Source organism: Enterococcus sp. C46 (genome assembly GCF_040887565.1).
GTDB classification, from domain to species: domain Bacteria; phylum Bacillota; class Bacilli; order Lactobacillales; family Enterococcaceae; genus Enterococcus_B; species Enterococcus_B lactis.
Genome location: NZ_JBFOGA010000001.1, coordinates 486,965 through 501,960 on the forward strand (window position 1 = coordinate 486,965; position 14,996 = coordinate 501,960).

The 14,996-nt window shown below is 37.2% G+C and carries 14 protein-coding genes and 1 tRNA gene; 6 read left to right on the plus strand and 9 right to left on the minus strand.

The genetic code is table 11. From position 1 onward, the window contains the following. Window positions 1–195 precede the first annotated feature (195 nt). The 4 genes from AB3I27_RS02405 to AB3I27_RS02420 form a co-directional block, all read right to left on the minus strand. Complete coding sequence (locus tag AB3I27_RS02405) at window positions 196–537, minus strand: helix-turn-helix domain-containing protein (protein WP_002292948.1); 342 nt, start codon at window positions 535–537, stop codon at window positions 196–198. A gap of 68 nt (window positions 538–605) precedes the next feature. Next, window positions 606–4,328 carry a helicase-exonuclease AddAB subunit AddA gene (addA, locus tag AB3I27_RS02410; RefSeq protein ID WP_002335032.1) on the minus strand — a complete coding sequence of 1,241 codons (3,723 nt, stop codon included), beginning with the start codon at window positions 4,326–4,328 and terminating at the stop codon, window positions 606–608. After that, window positions 4,325–7,852, minus strand: a complete 3,528-nt coding sequence (locus tag AB3I27_RS02415; protein WP_002309421.1) for a PD-(D/E)XK nuclease family protein — start codon at window positions 7,850–7,852, stop codon at window positions 4,325–4,327. The genes addA and AB3I27_RS02415 overlap by 4 nt, the downstream gene beginning before the upstream one ends. Window positions 7,853–8,032: 180 nt before the next feature. Beyond that, window positions 8,033–9,499 carry a peptide MFS transporter gene (locus AB3I27_RS02420; RefSeq protein ID WP_002309423.1) on the minus strand — a complete coding sequence of 489 codons (1,467 nt, stop codon included), beginning with the start codon at window positions 9,497–9,499 and terminating at the stop codon, window positions 8,033–8,035. A gap of 386 nt (window positions 9,500–9,885) precedes the next feature. On the opposite strand from AB3I27_RS02420, the gene AB3I27_RS02425 reads away from it, so the two are divergent. Then, window positions 9,886–10,482 carry a nitroreductase family protein gene (locus AB3I27_RS02425; RefSeq protein ID WP_002309425.1) on the plus strand — a complete coding sequence of 199 codons (597 nt, stop codon included), beginning with the start codon at window positions 9,886–9,888 and terminating at the stop codon, window positions 10,480–10,482. A gap of 55 nt (window positions 10,483–10,537) precedes the next feature. Here AB3I27_RS02425 and AB3I27_RS02430 read toward each other — a convergent pair whose 3' ends face one another. Together AB3I27_RS02430 and AB3I27_RS02435 are read right to left on the minus strand one after the other, a co-directional pair. After that, window positions 10,538–11,020 carry a hypothetical protein gene (locus AB3I27_RS02430; protein ID WP_002292941.1) on the minus strand — a complete coding sequence of 161 codons (483 nt, stop codon included), beginning with the start codon at window positions 11,018–11,020 and terminating at the stop codon, window positions 10,538–10,540. A gap of 105 nt (window positions 11,021–11,125) precedes the next feature. After that, window positions 11,126–11,323, minus strand: a complete 198-nt coding sequence (locus AB3I27_RS02435) for a hypothetical protein (protein ID WP_002288059.1) — start codon at window positions 11,321–11,323, stop codon at window positions 11,126–11,128. 294 nt (window positions 11,324–11,617) lie between these two features. Between AB3I27_RS02435 and AB3I27_RS02440 the strand changes: the two genes are divergently transcribed. The 3 genes from AB3I27_RS02440 to AB3I27_RS02450 all read left to right on the plus strand — a co-directional run bounded on the left by AB3I27_RS02440 (window position 11,618) and on the right by AB3I27_RS02450 (window position 12,982). Continuing rightward, window positions 11,618–12,376 carry a C39 family peptidase gene (locus AB3I27_RS02440; RefSeq protein WP_002292940.1) on the plus strand — a complete coding sequence of 253 codons (759 nt, stop codon included), beginning with the start codon at window positions 11,618–11,620 and terminating at the stop codon, window positions 12,374–12,376. A 59-nt stretch (window positions 12,377–12,435) separates the two neighbouring features. After that, window positions 12,436–12,864 (plus strand): hypothetical protein, encoded by a 429-nt coding sequence (locus AB3I27_RS02445; RefSeq protein WP_002292939.1) that lies wholly within the window; start codon window positions 12,436–12,438, stop codon window positions 12,862–12,864. A 45-nt stretch (window positions 12,865–12,909) separates the two neighbouring features. Then, window positions 12,910–12,982, plus strand: a tRNA-Gln gene (locus tag AB3I27_RS02450). 147 nt (window positions 12,983–13,129) lie between these two features. Here AB3I27_RS02450 and AB3I27_RS02455 read toward each other — a convergent pair. After that, the gene (locus tag AB3I27_RS02455; protein WP_002292938.1) at window positions 13,130–13,501 is read right to left on the minus strand and encodes a YxeA family protein; all 372 of its coding nucleotides are present in this window, start codon (window positions 13,499–13,501) and stop codon (window positions 13,130–13,132) included. Between the two features lie 215 nt (window positions 13,502–13,716). Here AB3I27_RS02455 and AB3I27_RS02460 point away from each other — a divergent pair, with 215 nt between their 5' ends. Then, window positions 13,717–13,905 (plus strand): hypothetical protein, encoded by a 189-nt coding sequence (locus AB3I27_RS02460; RefSeq protein ID WP_002292937.1) that lies wholly within the window; start codon window positions 13,717–13,719, stop codon window positions 13,903–13,905. A 154-nt stretch (window positions 13,906–14,059) separates the two neighbouring features. Here the strand turns inward: AB3I27_RS02460 and AB3I27_RS02465 are convergent, their stop codons facing one another. Then, window positions 14,060–14,248 (minus strand): hypothetical protein, encoded by a 189-nt coding sequence (locus AB3I27_RS02465; RefSeq protein WP_002344185.1) that lies wholly within the window; start codon window positions 14,246–14,248, stop codon window positions 14,060–14,062. Window positions 14,249–14,271: 23 nt separating this feature from the next. Then, window positions 14,272–14,535, minus strand: coding sequence for a hypothetical protein (locus AB3I27_RS02470; protein WP_002292935.1), 264 nt, complete (start codon window positions 14,533–14,535; stop codon window positions 14,272–14,274). Window positions 14,536–14,692: 157 nt separating this feature from the next. Here AB3I27_RS02470 and AB3I27_RS02475 point away from each other — a divergent pair, with 157 nt between their 5' ends. Continuing rightward, window positions 14,693–14,950 (plus strand): hypothetical protein, encoded by a 258-nt coding sequence (locus AB3I27_RS02475; RefSeq protein WP_002292934.1) that lies wholly within the window; start codon window positions 14,693–14,695, stop codon window positions 14,948–14,950. The last annotated feature ends 46 nt before the right edge of the window (window positions 14,951–14,996 follow it).

A 14,996-nucleotide genomic window follows, 5' to 3' on the forward strand; every position in this document is an offset into this window, starting at 1 on the left:
TTACTTCGTTAACGACAGTTGCCGGTCTGATAATGATCAGACGAACTCGGAAAGTGAACTTCATTTTTCAAACACAGGACCTGTTTTCAGTCTGTGACAGATCTCCCTGAACTGGTTTAGCCAAACTACTCTTTTTCGTCATCGTTCTTTTACTTATTCGTATGGACTATAGTTTACAAGATTTTTTTTACAAAATCAACCGCATTCTTCCTCTGTGACCCATTTTTCGCTCCAAACTTGTATTTGACGCATTGCTTTTTGCAAGTCTGCTCCTTTTTCAGTCAAGAGATATTCTGAACGGCTTTTTTCACTACAGGCAATGTTTCGAGTGACTATTCCTTCTTTTTCCAATTCCTTCAAGCGTTCGACCAATACCCGATCACTAACCATCGGGATTTTTGCCGCAAGCTCGACAAAGCGTTGCGGACCATTTTCGAGTAGTACATCGATAATCAATCCGTTCCATTTTTTTCCTAAAATAGAGAACGTTTTTTCAAATTTAGGACACAAAACGAATTCTGTCTGTGTTAGCTCCATCATACTCACCTCTTCCCAGAGTATAGCATAATCCTTACAAAATATAAGTCAAGTTTGCTCAATTATAATTATTTATTAATGTTTATGATTCGTTTCACTCGAAGTAAAATTAGGAAAACATTTTCTACAGGTTTATTCAGTGCTTCTGTCATTGCTTGTTGGTAAAGTCTTAGCTGTCCCTGATATTTTTGGACGATCGCGTCTATTTCTGCTGGATCATCCGGATGTAAAATGAAATCTGTTTTAAAATCATAGATATGGAGATGATCTTTTTCTTCTAAGTATCCATCGACGATTCCGTGGATCAATAGCTCATCTTCCTGATTTGGATAGTCTTGAAATACTTCATCAGCAGAAAGCAGCATGGAAAAAGGTTGTTCCCGTTTTACGTTTTCTTTGTTGGCAATCAACTGTTGCCCAAGTTCTGTTTGAAAGAACCATATAATAGAAGAAACATCTACTTTTTTTGCGACCTTTTCGTCTATTAAACGTTTCTTTACTAATTCCTGCAACTTTTGATTGATGCTCTCTGTAGTTGGCATCTCTAATGGCAGCAATTGCAATAAAGCATGGGTAGCTGTTCCAACAGCAGCTGCCGACACTTGCCGATCTTTTTGTAAAAATTTTGGTTCTGCTAGTTGTTCTTGCGTATAACGGAATTGACGAGATGCTGCCTTTGTCTGACTACTTTCCAGAGTCAAGCGTGATTCTTGTGTATCATCTGGATCTTCGAATAATCGTTTGATCTCAGATACAGATTGATAACTTGTGGTTTGCGAAGAAGCCTGATAAGGATATTCATAGGCTAGACGTTTTTGTAACGAATCTGCTAATACAGTTTCCTTTTCTTTCACCTGCTGATCTAAGTTAACCAGTTCTTTTTCAGCAAGCAACTGTCTTTGTTCAATGATTGATTGCTGATTCATCCATGAAATGGAAAACTGTGCATTTGAATATTGAAGGAGAGAAGTCGAAACTTCTTCCTCTAAGTATTTCTGCATTTCAGGATGACGGATCAATCCGTAACCAATCCAATTCATCAAGCTGCTTCTGCCCTTCAAACGTAGCGCAGGATCAAAAACCAACTCCTCATGATCAGCTGCTTCAGACCACGTTTGGATCATTTGCTCTTTATTTTTATAGGAACCGACAATGAAAAGCTTTTGTTCTGCCCGAGTCAATCCTACATACAATTTACGCATTTCTTCCGATAACAATTTGTTTTGCTTTGCCAATTTGATGGCTTGAAACGGTAACGTATCATACAGTACCCGTGTTTCAGGATCCATATAGCGAATACCTGCTCCAAGTTTTTCTTCAAAAGCATACCGATTGCGCAAGTCTTGTAAGTTGAATTCTTTCGTCATATCTAACAAAAATACAACTGGAAATTCCAAGCCTTTACTTGCGTGGATCGTCATTACGCGAACAGCATTATCTTCTATTGAAATGACTGGTTCTGCTAAGTCTTTATCTTTTTCTTGCATTTTTTCAATGAAACGCACGAACTGATATAATCCTCTGAAAGAACTTTGCTCGTATGCTTTGGCACGATCGACCAATGCATAAAGATTGGCTTGTCTCTGTGCCCCTGCTGGCAGACCGACCACATACTCTAGATATCCCGTCTCATAATAGATATCCCATAGTAAGTCAGTGATCGAAGAACGGCGAGCAAGTTCTCGCCAATGATCTAGTTGTTTGCCAAAATGTTCCAGCTTAACCGCTAATTCATCTTCGTTTGATGCTTGATAAGCAAGCACAGCATCATAGTAAGTATGTGCACGGTCGGCTAATCGGATACTTGCTAATTCTGGTTCAATCAAACCCACGACTGGCGAACGCAATACAGCTGCAAGCGGAATATCTTGATAGGGATTGTCAATCAATTGTAGCAACGAGATCATCGTGCGAATTTCTGTCGCTTGAAAATAATTTTGAGCATCATTCATCTCCAAAGGAATATCCAATGTTTTGAAAATCTCTAAAATTGTTAAGTTGTTCTTTTTTGTAGGTGTCAAGAGAACAATGTCTCTGTATTCTATCGGACGATCTTTCTTTGATTTTTTATCATAAATCATAAAGGAAGAATCAATCAATTGACGAATCTTCAGTCCTGTCATAAAAAGTTCGCCTTCTGTTTTGTCCTCCAGTATATCGTCAGTGGGAATCTCGATCTCTGATTCTTCCTGTTCTTTTTCATAGATCATGATTTCTGGCTCAAACTGTTCATTCTCTGGAAAGTCTGAAAATCCCTGTATCAGTTTGGCTGCTTCGTCATAATTGATTTGACCAACTGCTGGATCCATTAGTTGTTCAAAAATAAGATTCGTAAAAGAAAGGACTTCTTTTCTAGAGCGGAAGTTCTCAGCCAAAACGATCCGACGTCCGCCTTCTTTCTTTGAAAAATTCTCGTATTTCCCGATAAATAAACTAGGATCTGCTAAACGGAAAGAATAAATGGATTGTTTGACATCCCCAACCATGAACATATTTCCTTTTGTATCATCAGGTTCTCTTAGCCAGTATAAAATGGCTTCTTGTAATTGGTTCACGTCTTGATATTCATCTACCATTACTTCTTTGAATTTTTTTCGATAATGTTTTGAAGCTTCACTTGGCAGCCATGCATCTTTCGTTTTTTCTGTGAGAATCTGCAACGCTAGATGTTCCAGATCATTGAAGTCCAATACGCCTTTTTCCCGTTTACGCATACTGAAACCGTCCATAAAGCTTTGCGTGACTTTTGTCATTTCTTCGACTAACGGTAGTGCTTTTTCCGTTAATTCTTCCATTTGGCTTGGTGAAACAGGAAAGTAACTTTTACTTATCTGCTGAATCAATTTTTTTGCTTTATCCCTCATGCCCTTGACTTCATTGGAGATTTCTTTCAATTCTGCTTTACGACTGCTCTTAAAAGTTGAAAAAGTCAGTTGTTCCAAACTAGCATAAGCATCTTCTAACCGATCTTGCGAGAAAGCTTCATAGATATTTTTGATCTGCTGTTGTTCTCCAGCTACTTGCTCATACATTTTTTCTAATCCTTCACCTTGTGCTAACTGAGTCATCTGTTCATATAATTGTACACATTGGTATACATCTGCCAAAACTAAAGGACGGATTTGTTCTTGATATAATCGAGATTTCGCTAGCCCCTCAGTCAAACGATAATTAGCGCTTAACTGTTCTAGCCATTTTTTGGGGTCAGGGTTGGCACGGGCAAACTCATAAAGCGAAAATACCAGATTCGTCAAGCCGTCATCTGAACGATCATTAGAAAAATTCATTGTTAATTGGAAAAATCGTTCATCATTTTCTGCATAAAGTGCTTCTCTCAGCTCGTCCCACACATCCTCCTTCATCAAGATCGTTTCTGTTTCATCTGTTAACATGCGAAAGACCGGATCAATATCAATTAAGTAATAATAACGTCGAATAACTGTTAGACAAAAAGCATGTAAGGTTGAGATATTCGCTGTGGGCAATAAAACTAACTGCTTAGTAAAATGCTGTCTTCGTACAGGGTCGCTTTCGCTGTTGACCGCTTCTTGCAATGCCTCTTGAATTCTTTCTTTCATTTCTCTTGCAGCTGCTTCAGTAAATGTCACAATCAGTAATTCATCGATATCAAAACCCATTTTTAATTTTTCAATCACTCTTCGAACAAGCACTGTAGTTTTACCTGATCCGGCAGACGCAGAGACTAACAAATTATCTCCTTGATCGAAAATCGCCTGCCACTGATCATCTGTAAATCGTTCATTTTGCGGTTTTAAAGGAATTTGATTCACTCTTCTTCACTCCTTTTCAATATTCTGCGCAGTGCTTCTTCCTTATCTATTTTCTCCAGACGGTGGTAATTATTTTCTTTCAGCATCACATCAAACGTACAGATGCTTCTGAATGGACAAAATTCACAGGCAATTCGCTGTTTATCTTTATAAGCTGGGTTCAGTTTGATTTCTCCGGAAGTGATTGCATCTCCAGCTAACCGCATATTTTCCCGATTATGCGCCATGAACAGTTGCAGTTCTTCTTCCGTGAAAAATTTATCTTTGCTGAAACTACCTTTTTGGTATTCATCTTTCGCATTTTTTTTCACTGGATAGATCAGTGATTGTTCTTTTGCTTCCAGTGAATGATCTAGTACTTCTAAAAGAGCGGGATCATCGACAAAAACGCCATCATAACTAAATTTTTTCAATGTATTCTTCTCTACATCATCGGTCTCCGTCAATACAGGATTATGAACATGTAAATAATATGATCCTGCTGGTTTAACAGCCGCCTTTCCAGTCAAACGTACCGCATCCATCAATGCTACGTCCAGATACGTCAATAATTGCATAGCCATGCCATAATAAGCTTCTGTGACATCGAATGAACGTCCACTAGATTTGTAATCAATAACGCTTAACCAAGTATCTTCTTGTTCAGAAGCTACATCGATCCGATCGATTTTTCCTCGAACGTGGAGTTTTCCACCATTACTCAACGGTAATTCCAGACCTGTGATACCTTTTGCTCCAGCAATCTGACCAAATAAAATCTCCGTCTGAAGAGGATGCATGCCCGTATTTTTGCTCTGTTTTTGCAAAGCCCATGCTACTTTTTGGATCGTCTGTCCTAACTGATAGCGGATATAGTTCATTCTTGCGGAACTATCCAATATCTCAAACCGAAGTTCTCCGAACACTTCTTGCAGCACTTTTTCAGTAAAGTCTTTACGCTGCGCATCGGTCATATTCACTAAGGATAATTGGTTTGAAAACAGTAGCTTGAAGAAACGATCCAATGATTCATGATAAAAATCACCTGTTGCTGCTGGAGTCAAACCATAAACAGTTCGTTCTTTCAATTTCAACCCAAATTGCATGAAGTATTTGTATTCACAATTATAAAAATTCTCCATACGTGAAATCGAAGTATAAATTTCTTTTCCATAAAGCTCTTCCGCCATTTTTTCTGGCATCGAAACAGGCACATTCAAATGTTCCTGACTTTCAAAGATTTGTAAAGCAAAATTGCGCCATGAGGAATTCAGTACTAATTCTTTGAGCTTTTGCCAATGTTTTGGTACAGGTTTCTTTTCATCTAAAGCTAATCGATAAATCCTATTGACTGTATTGATTCCGCTTCTGTAAGTTCCTACATAACAATCAGGATCGCTTTCGATTGTCAAATGCTCTTTTCTCTCGACGGGAACTGATAAATATTCTGTGATTCTGCGCAAATAAGGAGACATCTTCAGTGAACCATCTGTGTCATAGCTTTGTGCATAGCTAAGATATAATCGATCCGTTCCGGAAAGAAAAACAAGGTAGGCTTGGAAAGGCTCAAAAGAGATACTTTCTTTTGATGGGTCGAATAAAAACTGTCCATCTGGCAAAGCTTGATTTAATACTTCTCGTTCTTCACTGGACAACAATCCTTTTGTTTCTTTACGGTCTGGAAACACTTGATCATTCAAGCCTAATGCAAAAGTGACGGCAGCTTGATTCGGTCGAACTAATTCCAAACGGTTGATTCGCACTTGGTCGATTGCGGTAGGGATTTTACCATAACTTAGATTTTCGAGACCACTCGTAATGATTTCTTGGAACAGAGACCAGTCAAAAGCCGATTCACCATAAATGACTACATATTCATCCAGCAGATCAATCAGCGCTCCCCATGTCTGCTCATGGTTTCTTGCCGCTTCTAAGTTTCCTCTGTCTACTTCCTGATTACGCCAAAACAATAATTGTTGCTGTACACCACTTTGAATCAAAAATTGATAAAAAACATTTGCGGCCGCTTGACCTGTTTTACTTTTCTTTATTTTTTTAAAAAATGCAGGTACAGATTTCTGAAATAATCGTCTAATCGTATTTGACTGTTCTTCCAGATACTGTACGTCTTCAATCTGTTCTGCTTCAAAATCATACGCCACAAACTGCCAGTCTTTTTCACGCGTCCAGTAAGTGCCTTGATAATTATAAGCAAGTGCAACATTTTCTGTGATGTCCAATTTTTTCCTGAATTCATCTCGTTCTTGTTTCCATTCATCCAGTTCGGTTTCTGTTTCCATCGATAGGAACAATTCCGTCTTGAAAAAACGCATAATATCACTTAGTCGATAAGAATATCGGTCAAGAGCGAACAGACTGTTGACCCATTCAATCAGCGGATGATTTTCCATCATTTGTTCTTCATCGATATAAAAAGGAATCGCCATTTCTTGAAAGATTGGTCGAAGAATATTTCCATATAAGGACATATTTTTTGTCAGTACTTGGATATCACGATAACGGTAGTTTTCTTCACTGACTAGCCGTCTGATTTCAACAGCTAGCTGTCGGACTTCCTCAGTTGGATTTTCAGCTTCCCACAAATGGAGAGCCTCTTGTTCCCCTAATTTGCGGACGGTTGCTTTCTTTTGGCTGGAAGTCTCTTCCCACATCGTTTGCAGCAACTGAAGCTCTGTCGGACGATTCTGCTCTGGCGCAAAACGATCTACTAATATAGGAACTTTCCGTTCTCTCGCACTTTGAAAAAGACGGAAATAAAGCTTTCCAGTCTCATGAAAGAGCGTAAGTACTTCTGGAAGATCCGCTGTATAAGGACGATCCAACAATAAATCGACAACTAATTGCCCCTTTTCCATCATTGCCTGCAGTAATTGATACTCTTGCCCATTGATTCGGGAAAAACCGCTGACGATAAATTGGACGTTGGTGAAATCTTGTGTCTGCATATAATTTGCTAGTATAGCCAGTGCATCTTCATTTGATAGTGCACGTTCGGTCAATTCGCTGTCATAAGCTGAAAAAATCAGCTTCAAGTCTTTCATTTTAAGTTGCTGGTCTTCTGCATTCGGTGAATCACCAAATAAAAGCATCAAGTCTTCCGGTTGAATATTCCCTGTGCGCAACTCACTATAGAGTTCTTGCAATTGGCGAATAAATCCTCTTTTATTGATTTCTCCGCGAAAGATCGTTAATTCTTCCTCATGTTTTTCTAAAATCTGTCGCAAGATCATCGCAGATCCGGATTCTGATAATTCATTTCCTGTAAGAAGGGTTGTCTGTTGCAGCAAATACCAAGCCAGACGGTAAAAACTGAATACTTGAACATTTGTTGTGCTGAAAGCTTTTTTCCCGCTTCTTCTTCGCATCTCCGCTAAAATTTCTTGTTCCTGTTCGAATTTGCTGTAATTGGGAACAAGGAAAAATACTTGGTTGCTTGCATCTTGGTCGAGCCAAGCTGATGCTTCGTCAATCAAGACTTGACGGTGATCTTTTTTCCCGTTTCCAAGAATAAATTGTAAAGACATGCTTTTCCTCCTTCAACACATGATACGGTGCTTCTTTATTATATCAAAAAATACTGAACATTTGTTCTATATTCTTCAAATTATATACTTTTATGGTTCTGATATTTCTATCTTTTTTGAGTATACGCAAAAAGACAGGAATCGCTACAAATAAGCAATTCCTGTCTTTTCATGAGTTGATTAATGGATAGATCCCATTAGTTTTTTGATTGGTTCTTTCACAGTAAATAGCAAGATACCACCGACGATTGCTACTGCACCGATAATACCGAAGTAGGCAGATTCTGTTCCTGGTGTGTAGAAGCGTGCAATTTGTGCATTGATTGCTTGTGAAGAAGCATCAGCTAAGAACCAAATAGCGATTGTTTGTGATTCAAATGCTCGTGGTGCTAATTTCGTTGTCACAGACAAACCAACTGGTGAAAGACACAATTCAGCAATAACCACGATGAAGAAACTTCCTAACAACCACAATGGACTTACTTTTCCACTTGTTCCGTAAAGCATACCTGGCAACATCAATAGTAAGTATGATAATCCTGCAAACAAAAGACCAAGAGAGAATTTCACTACTGTAGATGGTTGGCGTTTGCCAAGTTTTGTCCACATTGTTACGAATACCGGCGTCAAAATAAAGATGAAAATCGGATTCAATGATTGATACCAGCTTGCTTGGATCGTCACACCAAATAGTGTAGATTGCGTACGTTCACTAGCAAATAAAGCTAAGATAGATGAACCTTGTTCTTGTAATGACCAGAAAATGATTGCTGCAAGGAATAATGGGATATACGCCCATACTCTTGGTTTTTCTTCAGCAGTTACATCTTTTGAAGTCAACATTTTGATAAAGTAATACAACGGTAAGATAATCCCTAATACACTGATTGTATTGACAAAAAAGTCGATTGTCAAATGACCAGTTAATTGTGCGCCACCGAATACTGCAACGATAACAACAAGTGCGATGATCAAGTTACGGATGAATCCTTTACGTTCTTCAGTTGTCAAAGGATTCGGTGGTGTTGTACCCACTCCGTCTAATGTCTTGCGCCCTTGGATGATGTATTGTAATAATCCAAAGAACATCCCAATAGCAGCTAAAGAGAACCCTAAATGGTAGTTATATTCTTGACCGATTGTCCCAACGATTAGTGGTGCTAATAACGCCCCTAAGTTGACACCCATGTAAAAAATCGAAAATCCTGCATCTCTTCGCAAATCAGTCTTTGAATAAAGATGTCCGACCATGCCAGAAACGTTCGGTTTCAAAAAGGCGGTTCCAATAATGATCAATGCCATTGAAACAAATAATGTACTTACACCAAATGGTAAAGCCAAGACGATGTGTCCAAGCATAATGAAGACTCCACCAAAGAATACAGTGCGTTTTGCTCCTAACACTCGGTCAGATACCCATCCGCCGACGATACTAGACATGTAGATCAGAGATCCGTATATCGACATGATAGCTAATGCTGTTGCTCGTGGTAATCCAAGTCCCCCGTTGGCAACTGTATCGTACATATAATAGATAAGTAATGCACGCATACCATAATAACTAAATCGTTCCCACATCTCAGTGAAGAACAAAGTTGACAATCCCTTCGGCTGCCCGAAGAAGCCCTTGTCTTGCTGTTTTTCCATAATCTATACCCCAATTCTTTAAATTTTCAGAAAATATTATACATCTTTACCGAAAAATTTAACTAAAAAACTTATTTAAGAAATATAAACTAATTTTCTATAAAAACAAGTAATTTTTAATGGCAATATCATAAAAAAAAGAAGATAGAGATTTAATAATTATATATCAGACGTTTTTTTCAAATAAGCAAAAATTCCTCAAACACAATAATGAAAGCGATAACCAAGGAAATCCTTTTCTAACGATTTCCCTTATCAAAATTGTTTTTTGAACTTCGCTTATTTTTTGTGAGCATATCTATTTACTTACTTTTTGTAAGATGATATACTTCATTTCGTAATCAATTAAAAAAATGCAAAACGCAAATCAAAGGAGAAATTTTAATATGACAACTTTTACTGACACTTTAAAAAACCGCCGTTCAATCTATCATCTAGGACGTAACGTTTCACTTTCTAATGAAGAATTGACAGCTTTGATCAAAGAAGCAATTAAAGAAAGCCCAACTGCTTTCAATGCTCAATCAACACGCGCAGTTATTCTTTTCGGAGATGCACATGAAAAACTTTGGGAAATCACTGAAGAAGCACTTCGCCCATTGACTCCAGCAGAAGCTTTTCCAAATACACAAAACAAATTAGCTGGTTTCAAAAATGGTTATGGTACAGTATTATTCTTCAAAGATACTGACGTGGTAAAAGGTCTACAAGAACAATTTGAATTATATGCAGACAACTTCCCAGATTGGTCAGAACAATCAAACGGAATCGCAACAGCGAACACTTGGGTAGCATTAGTTGATAAAGGATTGGGCGCAAACTTGCAACATTACAACCCAGTTATTGACGAAGCAGTTGCAAAAGAATGGAATATCCCTTCAAACTGGAAACTACGTTCACAATTAGTATTCGGTTCACCAGAAACACCAGCTGGGGAAAAAGAATATATGAACGATGCAGATCGCTTCCGTGTATTCGGATAATTTTACTTGAAAAAAACAGAGGTTGTGACAAACATCTTGTCGTAACCTCTGTTTTTTATTCTGGATCGATCATAATATCAATCTCCGCCTCATCGTTCAAGCGTTGGGACAAAAATGGAACTAATTCTTCTAATGATGCAGAAAATTTCAGCATTGGTCCCCGCCATCCGTTTCGGAAAAAATTCATTTTTACAATTTTAGAACCTTTTGGTTGGTACAACACGATTTTATTGATTTCAGAAAAAGGAACACCTTTTTTATCAAAGCTATTCAAGACAAGCCCTTCTTCTGTAATTCCTCGACTGTCCAACAAAAAACTAATAAAAATCATCGCTGACAAAATCCCTTTTGCCAATTCATCTGCTGTAGGCTGACTGATGAGTGTGTACCAAACGACTAGTACTACTAAGAATGGTATGACCAAGTAAACCCATCGATTCCGAACAGTCCGATAAATAATTTCTTTTCGAACCAGCCAAAGAAATAAGAACATAACAACAACGAATAAAAACAATAGAACCGTAAAAAATGTTACCATGACAACTCGCCTCGCTTTTTCTTCTCCTGAAAACAGGAAAAGAATACTGATTTACCTTCTCAAAGAAATTGGACTTGCAGCACGCCGCACGTCCAATTATTTTCTTTATTCAAATGTATCATATTTTGCAACAACCATGCTTGCTTTTTCATCTAATAACTCTTGATCCTCTGCAGCACATTGGGCAACTTTGACCACGGCACAGTTTGTCATTTTTGATACAACTTCACCAATGACCGTTTTTGTAAAGCCAATTGGTTTGCATGCATATTGTTCTCCTAAATTAATCATTTCTTCCGTCATCAAAATCCTCCTAAACTGCTGGAACTTTTCTCCATATTACAACTGCTATTTTTTGGAGATTTAATTATTTGATTTTTTGTTTACAGTCAAAAATCAACCTTACAGGCATTATAGCGTACTGTTTTCGTTTTCACAATTAAAACAGCTGTTGTATCTAGAAGAATTTGTTCTAGAATAATAAATAATATTCCTCAAAAACTGATTATTTCTTACATATTTAAATAAAATACTTCCCTTCCCAATAAAAATACACTTATAATAGGAAAGATAAACAGCTGAAAAGGGAGATTTCCAATGAAGAAAAAAACATTTAAAAAACTATTGTTTCTAGGAGGTACAGCTACTCTTTTATTAAGCGGTACAAGTTATTACCTACATATCCATTCTCCAGAACATACAATGAATACTACACAAAAAAGTTCAACACAAAAAACGAAAAAGACAAAAGAGAAAGCAGAAGTTTTGCTAGATGTTCCATTAGAGAGCCAGTTTGACTCTCCTTCTCTAGAAAATGGCTGCGAGGTCACTTCGCTTTCCATGCTTTTATCTTTTTATGGTTATGAAACGACTAAAAACCAGTTAGCTGAACAATTGGATTACGTCCTTGTTTTCAATGCAGACGGGACTCACGGCGATCCTAATGAAGGATTTGTTGGAGATATCAGTGGCGGAGACTGGGCTATGGGCGTCTATGTCCCTCCTGTTGCCTCTCTTGCTCAACAAATCGTCCAAACGGATTATCATACTTTTCCAAAAACAGACGCTCAACTAGATGATATCAAAAAAGCTCTATCTAAAGGAAATCCTGTATGGACTTCCGTGACTATCAATTTTGAAGTCCCTGATGAAACTGATTTTATGACTTGGACAACAAACAACGGAGAAGTAAGAGTCACTCCACTTGTTCATGCTTGTGTAGTCACTGGATACGACAAAGAAAATATTTACGTCAACGACCCCTATGGCGTAAAAAATCGAGCAGTACCGATTAATGATTTTTCGGCCATTTTCACTGCAATGGGTGGACAAATGCTAACTTTGGAGAAAAGCTAGTAATTAAAGTAAAAATCCCTTATACTCTAGATACCGAACCTTTGAAGGGAGCACAGATAATGGAAAAATTCACTCATAAAAAAATGGATCCAAATGAAATTCCGATTATTTTTGTCCGTGACCGCAAAGGAAATGTTCAAGGTAAAGTTTCTATTAATGAGTGGAACGAACGGTGCAGACCTGCTACCCTCAATGAACTAGAAATCAAACTGTATCGTCAAGCTCTTGTCTATTATGGAGACCAAGAGTATGGAAAAGCAATCGATTTATTAAAATTTCTGATCGCTCGAACGGAGTACACCCATTTTGAATATATCGAACGTTTAGCAAACATTTACCATATCATGAATGAACCTGTCAAAGAATATCACTTGCTTGACTCCGTCTTGTCAGTAGCAGAGCGGATTGCCCTTCCTGCTGGATTGGAAAAGAAACTGGTGCGCCGCCTTTTACGAGTAAAACAACAACTATCTGATCAAGAAAAATAACTTGCGTTTTTTTAGAAAAGTGCTATGATTATTTTGTTGAATAAATGGGATGTAGCCAAACTGGTAAGGCACTTGACTCTGAATCAAGCAATTGTAGGTTCGAACCCTGCCATCCCAATTTGATGGACTTGTTGATAAAAAATGAACCCCTGAAAAAAGATTAATCTTTTTTCAGGGGTTTTTGGAATATTTTTATTATTTATTATATAGTTTACATAATTTTATTATAATTAACAATTAAATCTGTAGCACTCATACAGTAAATTTAGCCAATAATTGCTAATGCTTTTTCCGGAACTTTTTCTCTAGGAACTTCTTCATACGTTTCTATGTGCGCTCCTTTATTGCTGATTTTCAAATAATGATTTTCTTTTAACACAGAAAGTCCATTAAATTCAATTGTACGCTCTTCCCCATCGACATTAGCAGCTTTTTGAACATACCTTGCCGTTCCATGTTCATTTACTTCCTCTGGTTTTTGTGTTTTTACATAGACCTCACCTTTTTCAACTAATGGATTTAGTTGATCAAGTATACCAGGGATTTCCCCGTAACTTCCTTCAGTATAGTATTTCAGTCCAAATAGCAAAATACCACTAATCGCCGCCAATCCTATCAAATATTTAATCACTTTCATCTTTCTACCTCCTTGTTATATATTCAGTATATGGGGCAATTAGAAAAATTCCATCCGACCTAAGTTGGAGATTTTTCTCCTACTTTAGAAGCGAGAAACAAGTGTTTTTTTAGTAAAAATGATCGTTATTTGATATTATGGAGGTGTGGATAATGTAGTTTTTCTCACTTTATCCATGTTAAAAAATCAAGTTGATGGCAAAGGATGTGTTTAAAATGAATCAAGAAGAATTATTTCAAAAAGTCAAGGAAATGATAAAAGGCGGCAACTTCGACGGCGCAAAACGATTTATCGAAGAACATAAAGAACAACTAGGTCCTTACAAAGAGAAAGCACAAAATCTTCTAAAAGACGTAAATATCGACAGTGTGAAAGACAAATTCAAAAATCTATTTAATAAGTAGGAATTTTCATTTCTGGAACACCGGGAATCAGAAGTTGTAAAAGAGACGTTCAGCCTTATTGCCGATAGGCTGTCTCTTGAACACCGTTTGTCCAGAAGAAGGGACTGTGACACGATTTTTGTCACAGTCCCTTCTTCTTTCTGAATCATCCTTACTAAAATAAGCGTGTTGGATCATAATGATAAGTCACATTGCCGTTCAGCGATGCTTTTCCTACCACATATTTACGATTCTCCAATTTCAGCCATGCTTCTCGAAAAGCCATCAATTCTTCTCTTTTTACATCAATTTTTTCGATTTTTCCATTAATCAGATCTTGGATAAGTTGTTCATATGGATTCATTTTTTTCCTCCATTTGCTGTTAATCAATAAGTTGTAAAAATAGGTTCATATGCCTTTTTAGTATCCAGATCTTCTCTGACTTTGACTGTCGTATAAATGATTTTTTCTACTGGGATACTATAATAACTACCTTCACCGTTATTGAATCGGTGAACGTCTTTCTTTGCTAAAATACCATTGATTTTATTCGTCAGTACACGTTGTTCGACACTATTGCTTACAACATAGTAAATCACCCGAATATTATTGATTAAATGCAAATCGATTTCTAACACTACATGATCCATGAAAATTCCACTCCTTCTTTCACTTTGATTATAGCAATTTTCCCCTATAAATTCAAAAACAATACATATTTTACTGGATAAATCCATAGAGCTGCTTGCACCTTCACGCACAAAGTGTTATTTTGTATCTTGGACTTTATTTATTGGAGGCAATAGTATGATTGCGATCGGTCAGTTTGTTTTTTATATTCCTTTTTTTATTATGCTAAGCATTCTTTTCTATTACATAAAATGGACGAAAAAGAAGTTTTCAGTTTTACTGGCCTCTTTACCTGCCGTATATTTTACTTATCAGATTTTTTCTTTTAGACATTGGGAAACAACATCTGTGTTAGTGATACACATCATCGAATTGACGCTTGCAGTAGTTTTTCTAATCATTTGGATTTATTTTTTATATAAAAATCAGAATTGAATCCTAGCAGTTTCAAAAGAAAACGATTAAAGATCAGCAGAGATTT